Genomic DNA, 11,316 nt, shown 5'->3' with positions numbered 1-11,316 from the left:
CGTCGCAAAGTTACTTGGACGCGTTGTTGCCGAAGATCGAAGAGTTGATCGTCATGGCTGAGATGCTTTTGGAGCGCCGTTCGATTCTCGACCCCCTGATGGTCAGCGAACGCTGGGGCGTGCGCGACACCGCAGCCAACTGGAGCACCGGCGGTTTTCCGGCCTTGATTGCCTACAGGCAAAGCACGATGTGGCATATGGCCAAGCGCGCCGACCAGTGCTACGGCATTACAGGAACCAATCAATGCGCTCATCTGTTGGGCGAACTTTCAATGCAATGGGCCACTGCAGAACAGGAAAAGGAGTTTCGCGAACGGGCCGATGAGGTTTTTTCCTATGGGTTCCATATTGACGGTGTCATGGAAGGGTATTGGGACGATGCGTCATTTTGGTGGCGATGGATAAGAGATAAGAAAAATTTCCCTCACTTGCCCAAATTCAAAGTCCACTTCGATATTCAAGGAGAAACTGGGGAAGTACCTATTCGTACCGGCGTTTATGTTCCCCAAGATGATCCTAATGGCGCCCTACAATTTGGCTGGACGGGAGGCGGAGAGGGCATGTTTATGCCCCTCAAAAAATGTAAAACCCTCAACAATATCGGCCTGGACGCGCTGAAAACCCTTGGCCGTGCTGGGTTGTGGGGGGACGAGGACGGTTTGCGCAAGTTTATCCGGCAACCTCAATACGCCAACACGTTCAAAGTTGAAGGTGATGCCCAAGACCAGGTCATGGAAAAAGCCTTCACTTACCGTCCCTGCAAGTGGTACTTCGTCGAACTTCTCGAAGGCGAGTTTGAAGACAGCGACCCCGACGCCATGGCCGATGCACCCGGCAGCGAGCCGCAGCACCCGCCGCGCAAAGCCAGCGGCGAGCCGTGCCCCCACGCCGGTTGGTGGTTCAGCCCCGCCCGTGAGGGTTCGCGGCAGTATTTCCGTGATGGCGCAATTTTTCCCAAGCTGGAAGGCGACTACGGCTACACCTTCTGGCTCTGGAGCCCGGATCAGTCCCGGCCAACACTTTGATCGTTAAATGCAGGCCAGGTGAACCCGCCTGGTCTGCACTGCCCGGGCACACAACATGAACGCTCTTTATCCTATGACCCCGACTTATCACCTGTCCCTGTGGCAAAAACGCCAGGCAGCCATGCTCTATCACTACTCGTCGCAAAGTTACTTGGACGCTTTGTTGCCGAAGATCGAAGAGTTGATCGTCATGGCCGAGATGCTTTTGGAGCGCCGTTCGATTCTCGACCCCCTGATGGTCAGCGAACGTTGGGGTGTACGCGATACGGCAGCCAACTGGAGCACCGGCGGTTTTCCAGCCTTGATTGCCTATCGGCAAAGCACAATGTGGCATATGGCCAAACGCGCCGACCAGTGCTACGGCATCACGGGAACCAATCAATGCGCCCATATGCTGGGCGAGTTCTCGATGCAATGGGCCACTGCAGAACAGGAGAAAGCGTTTCGTAAGCGTGCAGAGCAAGTATTTCGGTACGGCTATGATATTGATGGCGTTATGCAGCGATCGTGGAACGACGCTGTTTTTTGGTTTGCATGGCAAGAAGTCAAAGAGCACTTCCCCCAATTGCCTAAGTTTAAAGTTCATCTGGATATTGAAGGTGAGACGGGGAAAGTACCTGTTCGCACGGGTGTGTACATTCCTCAAGATGATCCCAATGGCGCACTACAGTTTGGTTGGATTGGAGGGGGGGAGGGCTTCTTCAAGCCCCTGGAAGAATGCCAAACCTTTAACGAGATTGGTTTGGAGGCATTGAGCTCGGTGGGACGGGCCAAGCTATGGGTAGACGCCTCTGCGATGTTGAACTTCGTCAGGCAGCCACGCCATGCCAATGTTTTCCCTTACTCAGAGGATCCTGCTTACTACCAACTGGGCAATAAAATCTTCACCGAACGCCCCTGCAAGTGGTACTTCGTCGAACTTCTCGAAGGCGAGTTTGAAGACAGCGACCCCGACGCCATGGCCGACGCGCCGGGCAGCGAACCGCAGCACCCGCCGCGCAAAGCCAGCGGCGAGCCGTGCCCCCACGCCGGTTGGTGGTTCAGCCCCGCCCGTGAAGGTTCGCGGCAGTATTTTCGCGATGGGGCGATTTTTCCCAAACTGGAAGGCGACTACGGCTACACCTTCTGGCTCTGGAGCCCGGACCAGTCCAGGCCAACGCTGTGTTGAGCCCGATGCTGGCAATGCGGGACACCTGCTTTGTGGGGCTCCCAGACCCAGACGGCTTTCCACGGGGGGGGAGCTGGAATGGGCACGTTGACGACACAATCACGCCAGGTTTTGCACAAAGCGCGCAAAATAGAGTGACCTGTGAGTCACAAAGCGCATCTTCACTGTATCGTGTGAAACGGGTAGGCGGTCGCCGGGCCTTTGCAGGGTCGATTTCCATGGGCACGGCAACCACTCGCGGCGCGTTTCTCATGTCGTGAAAGCCCCCGTTTATTGTCAGCACCGCACCCCCCGTGGCGCGGTGTTTTTCAGTTATCTGAGTATTGGGAAGCCACAATGATTGGCATAAAAAGCATCGCCAGTTACGTGCCAGCGAGTGGGCTTGATAACTACGCCCAAGGTGCAAAATTCGAGAAGGATGAAGAGTTCATCCTCGGCAAGATCGGTTCGGCGTTCCTGCCGCGTAAGGACGCCGACCAAGAAACCTCCGACCTGTGTGTCGAAGCCGCCCGGGCGTTGTTCGCCAACAACCCTGATTTGCGCCCTGAATCCATCGACGTGCTGATCGTCGTCACCCAGAACGGCGACGAAGAGGGCCTGCCCCACACCGCGGCCATCGTCCAGGACAAGTTGGGCCTGCCGACCAACGTGGCGGCGTTCGATATCTCCCTGGGCTGCTCCGGCTACGTCTATGGCATCTATGCCATCAAAGGCTTCATGGAAGCCACCGGGCTGAAAAACGGCCTGCTGATTACCGCCGACCCGTACTCGAAAATCGTTGACCCCGAAGATCGCAACACCACCATGCTTTTTGGCGACGCCGCCACCGCCACCTGGATGGGCGAAGACGCGGCTTGGCAGTTGGGCAAAGCCAAGTTCGGCACCGACGGTTCCGGTGCGCCGCACCTGAAAGTCAGCGACGGCGTGTTCTATATGAACGGCCGCCAGGTGTTTAACTTCGCCCTGCTTAAAGTGCCGGCCCATTTGCACGAGTTGCTCGCCGAATCCAGCCTCACGCCCGACGACATCGACGCCTTCTGCATCCACCAGGGCAGCGCGGCCATCGTCGACGCCGTGGCGCGGCGTTTTGAGGGTGAGCCGCAGAAATTCCTCAAGGACATGGTCGAGACGGGCAACACCGTGTCCTCGAGCATTCCGCTGCTGTTGGAAAAGCACGTGCTCAACGCCGACTGGCAGCGCGTGGCCATCAGCGGCTTTGGCGTAGGCCTGTCCTGGGGCTCGGCGATTCTCTATCGCCCTTGAGGGCTTGAACCCGCCCCTCACAAAAACGCCCATGGCCGCAAAAGCCCTGGGCGTTTTTTTATGGCTTGGCCTGTTGTGGGTCTAGCTCTGTGGAATGTGCTCTTTTGGAATATGTCGCTGTGGGAGCGAGCCTGCTCGCGATGGCGGCCCACTTGCCAGGCACCCCGTTGTGCTATCGCGAGCAGGCTCGCTCCCACAGCGTTATCCCCCGCAGAGGTGTTTGGTTGCCCGATTCCCCTGGCTAAATCCTTGAAAAGCAAAGGGGTGGCACCTTGCTAGTAAAAAAAATCAAAAAAGCCCTCAAGCAACCTGCTTTCACGACGATAACTATTACGAAGGTTCTCTAGGCCACACCCGGCGGTTGCCAGGGCCGGAAGCCGCAGTATCCAACCAACGAGGAATTCGTCATGGCTTTATCAGTAAACACCAACATTACATCGTTGACCGTTCAGCGGAACCTGAACAAAGCCGGCGATGCCCTGGGCACCTCGATGACCCGTCTGTCCTCCGGCCTGAAAATCAACAGCGCCAAAGACGACGCCGCCGGCATGCAGATCGCCAACCGTCTGACCTCCCAGGTCAAAGGTATGACTGTTGCGATCAACAACGCCAACAACGGTACTTCCATCGCTCAGACCGCTGAAGGCGCGATGCAAGAATCGACCAACATTCTGCAACGTCTGCGTGAGTTGGCCCTGAACTCCGCGAACGGTGACAAAAGCCAGGCTGACCGTGACTCCCTGCAACAGGAATTCACCGCCAAAGTGGGCGAGCTGACCCGTATCGCTGCTACCACCACTTTCGGTGGTCGTAACCTGCTCGACGGTTCCTTCCAGAACGTTGGCTTCCAGATCGGTTCCGACGCTAACCAGACCATCTCGTTCGGCATGAGCGACATCAGCGCCACTGGCCTGAAAGGTACTTACAGCGAAGCAACCGTAAATGGCACTACCACGACTCTGTCGGCTTCGGTAACTGCTAACGCTGTGACCCTGCCAGGCGGCACTCCAGCAGGTAGCACGACTACTCCGTTCACCAACACTGCTGATATGACTGCGGCCTTGGGCGCTGCTGAAACTTTCACAGTCAATGGCAACGCCGTCTCCCTGGCGAGCGGTGATGACATCGATGATGCCGTCTTGGCAATCAACACTGCTGCTGGCGCGACTATCGCAACTAAAACCGGTACTGATCTGGTTATCAGTGGCGCAACAGCTAACACCATCGTCGGTACCGGTGCCTTGGCTACCGCCTTGAACGCAGGCGCTGGTGGCGGTGTGGTTACTCCTACCCCAGCCGTTCCAGGTGCTCTGACTGCCGTCGCTGAAATCAACATCAACGGCCAGAACGTAGCCTTCGCCATTGGTGATGACCTGAGCGAAATGGCCACCAAAATCAACACCGCCAACACCGGTGCTACTGCGACTGGCGTTGCCGCTGCTGTTTCGCCTGAAGGCCGCCTGCAACTGACTTCTGCTGACGGCAAAGCCATCAAGCTGGGCAACGGCACTACCGCAGCCAACGCCAACGGCGGTGCAGGTGCACTGGCCAAGCTGGGCCTGTCGGCTGGCACCACTGAAGCCAAACTGGGCGGCGCTACTTCGGTCAGCCTGAACGGTACTGAAGTGAAGTTCACCGCTGGCTCCACCATGGCTGACATCGTGTCTGCCATCAACAGCGCCAGCACCGGTGTGACTGCCAGCAAAAATGCTGACAACACCCTGAACCTGTTCTCCACCAAAAACATCACCATCGCTGACGGTAGCTCGGGCACTGGCCTGGCCACCCTGGGTCTGACCGCTGCTTCGGCCGCTCCGACCACTGCGATCAAGATGGACACCACTGTCGCTGACCTGAGCATCCTGAACTCCGCTTCCGCTCAGCAAACCATCCAGGCTCTGGACGGCGCGATTCAGCAAGTGGACAGCCAGCGTTCGCAGCTGGGTGCTGTACAAAACCGCTTCACCAGCACCGTTGCTAACCTGCAAAGCATCTCGGAAAACTCCACCGCAGCCCGTAGCCGCGTACAGGACGCCGACTTCGCTTCTGAAGCCGCCGAGCTGACCAAGCAACAAACCCTGCAACAGGCTTCCACTGCGATCCTGTCCCAGGCCAACCAACTGCCATCCGCTGTTCTGAAGCTGCTTCAGTAACATCGGTATCGGTTGACTGACGGAAGGGCGCGTATACGTGCCCTTTCGTTTTTTTCAGTTTTGAGGTGATGACATGGACATGAGCATCAAGCTGAACGCGGCTTACCCCGCTGGTGCAACCCAAGCCAGTGGTACCTCTGCTGCCCAGGCCGCGCCTGTTGCAGAGACTGATCCAACCACTGCCGAGGAACCGCAGCGCGTGGCATTGGAAAAAGCCGTAACCGATATACGTGAGTTCGTTCAGGCGACCCAACGCAACCTGGACTTTTCCATCGATGACAGTACCGGCCGTGTGGTCGTCAAAGTGATCGCCACCGACAGCGGTGAAGTGATCCGACAAATTCCATCGGAGACTGCGCTCAAGTTGGCGCAGAACCTGAGCGATGCCAGCAGCCTGTTGTTTCAGACCAAGGCTTGAGCTGGCACGAATTGTGTTTCTGACTGCTTAATAGGTGTTTGTGCGCCAATAAAGCGGCAGCGACAGAACAAGGAGATGACAAATGGCGAGTTCAACGATTTCCGGCCCGGGTTCGGGCTACGACACCCAAGGCATCGTTAAGGCACTGGTGGGCGCCGAGAAGGCACCCAAGCAGGCTCAGATCACCAAGCAGCAGACTGCCGCTACCGTTCAGCTGTCGGCTGTGGGCACGGTCAAGGGCGCGCTGGAGGCCTACCGGACGGCGATCACCAAGTTGAACAACGTCTCGGCCTTCAATGGCCTGGCGGCTACGTCCTCCGAAGACAAAAACGTCAAAGTCACCCTGGGCGATGGCGCCTCCAGCGGTAAGTACGTGGTCGTGGTCAGCGAACTGGCGACCTCTTCCAAAGCCACCACCAAGACGTTTACCGGCGGTGCTTCGGGTGTGGCCAACACCAGCGAAGAGAACCAGACGCTGACCATCACCCAGTCGGGCAAAAGCTACGATGTGCTGATCCCCGGTGGCGCGACCCTGACCCAGGTGCGCGAGTCCATCAACACCCAGCTGTCCGCGCAAGGCATCAGCGCCAACGTGCTGAGCGACGCCAACGGCTCGCGCCTGGTGATCGGCTCCAGCAACGGCGGTGTGGGCACCGACATCACCTTGAGCGGTAATGCCGAGTTGGCCGTGGGTTACGACAAGGGCCCGGCCGCGCAAAACGCCAAGTACACCATCGACGGTATCGCGATGGAGTCCACCAGCAACAAGATCACCTCGGCCATCAGCGGCGTGACCCTGGAGCTGGTTGCCAAGGACAAGGACAAACCGATCACCATCAACGTGGAAAGCAACACCGGCACCTTGAAGGCCTCGGTGCAGTCGTTCGTCACCGCCTACAACGCGCTGATGACCAGCATCAACACCCAGACCAAGGTCAACGCCACCGGCGACACCGCGACCACCACCGCCGGTGCCCTGACGGGCGATGCGTCGATGCGCCAACTGGTCGCCAGCCTGCGCAGCGAACTGGTCAACAGCTCGGGCTCCAGCGCCATGAGCGGTCTGTCGCAGATGGGCATTACCACCGACCAGAAGACTGGCCTGTTGACCCTCGACGACAAGCAGTGGGACAAGGCCGTGGTCAAAGGGGCGGGCGATATCGCCAAGCTGTTCACCGGCGACAAAGGCTTGATTAGCCGCATGAACAAGGCCACGGAAAGCTACGTGGGCACCACCGGGTTGCTGGCGACGCGGGTGAAGGACCTCAACACCAAGTTGACCGAACTCACCACGCAGCAGACTGACCTGGACCGGCGTATCGAGAGCTTGCAGGCATCGCTGAGCGCCAAGTACACGGCCATGGACACCATGATCGCGAAGATCAACGCCAGCAGCTCCAGCATCATGACCACGCTTAACTCGCTCAATAATCCGAAGTCGTCGAACTGATAGCGGCGGGGGCACTGCGGTGCTCCGCGCAGCTGGGTGTCGCCGGGCAAGGTTAAAGTTTTTGGCGGCGCAGTCGAGACACTGGTGAGAGCAAACCTATTGGCCCAAGGCCTGTAACGAGGTAGCAACATGAACCCTATGAGAGCCCTTCGTGCGTACCAGAAGGTCAATTCCCACGCGCAGATTTCTGAGGCCAGCCCTCATCGCCTGATCCAGATGCTGCTTGAGGGCGGTCTCGATCGCCTGGCTCAAGCCAAGGGTGCATTGGCCCGTGGCGATATCCCGCAAAAGTGCGTGCTGATTACCAAAGCCATCGACATCATCACCGGCCTGCGCCAGGGCCTGGATGAAGAGAAAGCCGAAGATCCGGCCGCGATCCAGCAACTGGACAGCCTGTACGAGTATATGAGCGCCCGGTTGGTACAGGCCAACACCAGCAACGACCCTGCGATCATCGACGAAGTCGCCCGCCTGTTGATTACCGTCAAAAGCGGTTGGGATGCGATTGCGGCCCAAGAGACGGCGGCAGAATAGGCCCGCGGGCCTGAGGAAGATGTCATGAGCCAAGCCCTGCAACGGATTGAGCAAACCCGCGTCGCGCTGATCGATGCTTTGGCTGAACGCAACTGGAATGCCATCGGCGAGCTGGATGTGGCCTGCCGTAGCTGTGTAGACGATGTGTTGAGCGAGGCGCCGGTGGACGAAGCGGCGTTGCGCGAAAATCTGGAGGGGTTGCTGGTGGTCTACAAACAGCTGCTGGAAGTGGCCACCGGGGAACGTCAATCGATAGTCGACGAGATGTCGCAGATCACCCAAGCTAAAAATGCGTCAAAGGTTTACCATCTGTTCGGTTGATCCAGGTCAGTTAATCCGAATCTGATGCGCCATAAATTTGACTGTGCGCGTTTTTTTGACTTAACTAGTGCTGTTTTCAGATTTCAGACGTCTTAATTTCAGAAATGTCTTACAGATGTCTAGCTGCCCCGTCTTTCAGGGCATTGAGTTGACTAGGGAAGTTGCTATTGCATGTGGCGTGAAACCAAAATCCTGCTGATTGATGACGATAGCGTCCGTCGCCGCGACCTGGCGGTGATTTTAAATTTTCTGGGCGAAGAAAATTTACCTTGCGCCAGCCATGACTGGCAGCAAGCGGTCGGCTCTTTGTCATCCAGTCGAGAAATCATCTGCGTCCTGATTGGCACGGTGAATACGCCGGGCGCCGTCTTGGGCCTGTTAAAGACACTCTCGACCTGGGATGAGTTCCTTCCGGTTTTGTTGATGGGCGATATTTCTGTCGTTGACCTGCCCGAAGACCAGCGCCGCCGCGTGCTTTCTACCCTGGAAATGCCCCCCAGCTACAGCAAGTTGCTCGATTCCCTGCACCGTGCCCAGGTCTACCGCGAGATGTACGACCAGGCCCGCGAGCGCGGTCGTCACCGCGAGCCCAACCTGTTCCGCAGCCTCGTCGGCACCAGCCGGGCGATCCAGCACGTGCGTCAGATGATGCAGCAAGTGGCCGACACCGACGCCAGCGTGCTGATCCTCGGCGAGTCCGGCACTGGCAAGGAAGTGGTCGCGCGCAACCTGCACTACCACTCCAAGCGCCGCGACGGGCCTTTTGTGCCGGTCAACTGCGGGGCGATTCCCGCCGAGTTGCTGGAAAGCGAACTGTTCGGCCATGAGAAGGGCGCCTTCACCGGCGCCATCACCAGCCGCGCCGGGCGTTTCGAGCTGGCCAATGGCGGCACCCTGTTTCTCGACGAAATCGGCGACATGCCGTTGCCGATGCAGGTCAAGTTGTTGCGGGTGTTGCAGGAGCGCACTTTCGAGCGCGTAGGCAGCAACAAGACCCAAGGCGTGGACGTGCGCATCATCGCCGCCACCCACAAAAACCTTGAAAGCATGATCGAAGTGGGCAGTTTCCGTGAGGACCTGTACTACCGCCTCAACGTGTTCCCCATCGAGATGGCGCCCCTGCGCGAGCGGGTCGAAGACATCCCGCTGCTGATGAACGAACTGATCTCGCGCATGGAGCACGAAAAGCGCGGTTCGATCCGCTTCAACTCGGCGGCCATCATGTCGCTGTGCCGTCATGGCTGGCCGGGCAACGTCCGCGAGCTGGCCAACCTGGTGGAGCGCATGGCGATCATGCACCCGTACGGGGTGATTGGCGTGGTCGAGTTGCCGAAGAAATTCCGCTACGTCGACGACGAAGACGAACAACTGGTGGATAGCCTGCGCAGCGACCTGGAAGAGCGCGTGGCGATCAATGGCCACACGCCGAACTTCGCCGCCAGCGCCATGCTGCCGCCCGAAGGCCTGGACTTGAAGGACTACCTCGGTGGCCTGGAGCAGGGCTTGATCCAACAGGCGCTGGACGATGCCAACGGTATCGTGGCGCGGGCCGCCGAGCGCCTGCGCATTCGCCGTACCACCCTGGTGGAGAAGATGCGCAAGTACGGCATGAGCCGCCGCGACGGTGATGAACAGGCGGATGATTGACGCCTGTTTTTTAACGTGCTGAAAACCCACGCGTTTTTTTCCGGCACGGGTATTGCTATAGGTCTCGTAACCTTCCGTTTAACTGACGGTCAGCCACACGAGATAGCCTTATGCCCCACGCCGCCCCGATGCCTCCTGCCCCTGATACCCAGGCGCAATCGTCGTCCGTAGAGCAGGCGAGCCGATTGGGGCTTGAGCAGGCGTTCGCCCTGTTCAATCAAATGTCCAGCCAACTGACCGACTCCTACAGCATGCTCGAAGCGCGGGTTACCGAGCTTAAGGGCGAATTGGCCGTGGTCAGTGCCCAGCGCATGCAAGAACTGGCCGAGAAAGAACGCCTGGCCAATCGCCTGCAAAACCTGCTCGACCTGTTGCCGGGCGGCGTCATCGTGATCGATGCCCAAGGCAGGGTGCGCGAAGCCAACCCGGCGGCGAGCGAGTTGCTCGGCTTGCCGTTGGTGGGGCAGTTGTGGCGCCAGGTCATTGCCCGCTGCTTCGCCCCGCGCGAGGACGACGGCCACGAAGTGTCCCTCAAGGACGGCCGGCGCCTGTCCATCGCCACCCGTTCCCTGGACGCCGAGCCCGGGCAATTGGTGTTGCTCAACGACTTGACGGAAACCCGGCACCTGCAAGACCAATTGGCACGCCACGAACGCCTGTCGTCCCTGGGCCGCATGGTGGCGTCCCTGGCCCATCAGATCCGCACGCCGCTGTCCGCCGCTCTGCTGTATGCCAGCCATTTGACCGAGCGTGAGTTGCCGGTGGACACCCAGCAGCGTTTTGCCGGGCGCCTCAAGGAGCGCCTGCACGAGTTGGAGCATCAGGTGCGCGACATGCTGGTGTTCGCCCGTGGCGAGCTGCCGCTGACCGACCGCATCACCCCGGGCGCCCTGATGCAGGCCCTGCAAGCGGCGGCCCTGACCCACGTGCAGGCATTGCCGGTCCGCTGGCAGTGCGACAGCCATGAGGGCGAGTTGCTGTGCAACCGCGACACCCTGGTGGGGGCGCTGCTGAACCTGATTGAAAACGCGATCCAGGCCAGCGCCGGTGAGGTGCGCCTGAAAGTTCATGTATATCGCCGGGGCAACAGCCTGCGCATCAGCGTCAGCGACAGTGGCTGTGGCATCGAGTCGGGCGTGCTCGAACGCCTCGGCGAGCCGTTTTTCACCACTAAAACCACCGGGACAGGCCTGGGCCTGACCGTGGTCAAGGCGGTGGCCCGGGCACATCAAGGACAATTGCAGTTGCGCTCGCGACTGGGTCGCGGCACGTGTGCCACGGTGACCCTGCCGCTGTTTTCCGCTGAACAGCCCTGCGTTCAAGGGGCGGAGTAAAAG

The 11,316-nt window shown here is 59.1% G+C and carries 9 protein-coding genes and 1 pseudogene; all 10 read left to right on the top strand.

The window, feature by feature from the left end; translation table 11 throughout:
• Nucleotides 1–1,025: pseudogene (locus CKW13_RS21065) on the top strand (hypothetical protein); the annotation flags it as partial.
• Nucleotides 1,026–1,080: 55 nt separating this feature from the next.
• Nucleotides 1,081–2,193: a hypothetical protein gene (locus tag CKW13_RS21060; protein ID WP_141234003.1), complete on the top strand. Its 1,113-nt coding sequence runs from the start codon at nt 1,081–1,083 to the stop codon at nt 2,191–2,193.
• 336 nt (nt 2,194–2,529) lie between these two features.
• Nucleotides 2,530–3,456 carry a ketoacyl-ACP synthase III gene (locus CKW13_RS21055; protein ID WP_095110703.1) on the top strand — a complete coding sequence of 309 codons (927 nt, stop codon included), beginning with the start codon at nt 2,530–2,532 and terminating at the stop codon, nt 3,454–3,456.
• A gap of 407 nt (nt 3,457–3,863) precedes the next feature.
• Nucleotides 3,864–5,609 (top strand): flagellin, encoded by a 1,746-nt coding sequence (locus CKW13_RS21050; protein WP_095110702.1) that lies wholly within the window; start codon nt 3,864–3,866, stop codon nt 5,607–5,609.
• A 73-nt stretch (nt 5,610–5,682) separates the two neighbouring features.
• Nucleotides 5,683–6,027, top strand: a complete 345-nt coding sequence (locus CKW13_RS21045) for a flagellar protein FlaG (RefSeq protein ID WP_095110701.1) — start codon at nt 5,683–5,685, stop codon at nt 6,025–6,027.
• 82 nt (nt 6,028–6,109) lie between these two features.
• Nucleotides 6,110–7,477: a flagellar filament capping protein FliD gene (gene fliD / locus CKW13_RS21040; protein WP_095110700.1), complete on the top strand. Its 1,368-nt coding sequence runs from the start codon at nt 6,110–6,112 to the stop codon at nt 7,475–7,477.
• Between the two features lie 129 nt (nt 7,478–7,606).
• Complete coding sequence (fliS, locus tag CKW13_RS21035; protein ID WP_095110699.1) at nt 7,607–8,011, top strand: flagellar export chaperone FliS; 405 nt, start codon at nt 7,607–7,609, stop codon at nt 8,009–8,011.
• 24 nt (nt 8,012–8,035) lie between these two features.
• Nucleotides 8,036–8,332, top strand: coding sequence for a flagellar protein FliT (locus tag CKW13_RS21030; RefSeq protein ID WP_095110698.1), 297 nt, complete (start codon nt 8,036–8,038; stop codon nt 8,330–8,332).
• A gap of 171 nt (nt 8,333–8,503) precedes the next feature.
• Nucleotides 8,504–9,979 (top strand): sigma-54 dependent transcriptional regulator, encoded by a 1,476-nt coding sequence (locus CKW13_RS21025; RefSeq protein ID WP_095110697.1) that lies wholly within the window; start codon nt 8,504–8,506, stop codon nt 9,977–9,979.
• 128 nt (nt 9,980–10,107) lie between these two features.
• Complete coding sequence (locus CKW13_RS21020; protein ID WP_176465157.1) at nt 10,108–11,313, top strand: PAS domain-containing sensor histidine kinase; 1,206 nt, start codon at nt 10,108–10,110, stop codon at nt 11,311–11,313.
• Nucleotides 11,314–11,316: the final 3 nt, after the last annotated feature.

Source organism: Pseudomonas sp. Irchel 3E20, assembly GCF_900187645.1.
In the GTDB taxonomy this organism is placed as follows: domain Bacteria; phylum Pseudomonadota; class Gammaproteobacteria; order Pseudomonadales; family Pseudomonadaceae; genus Aquipseudomonas.
The sequence above is the reverse complement of the archived record's forward strand: the minus strand, read 5'-3'. Positions and strand labels throughout refer to the sequence as shown.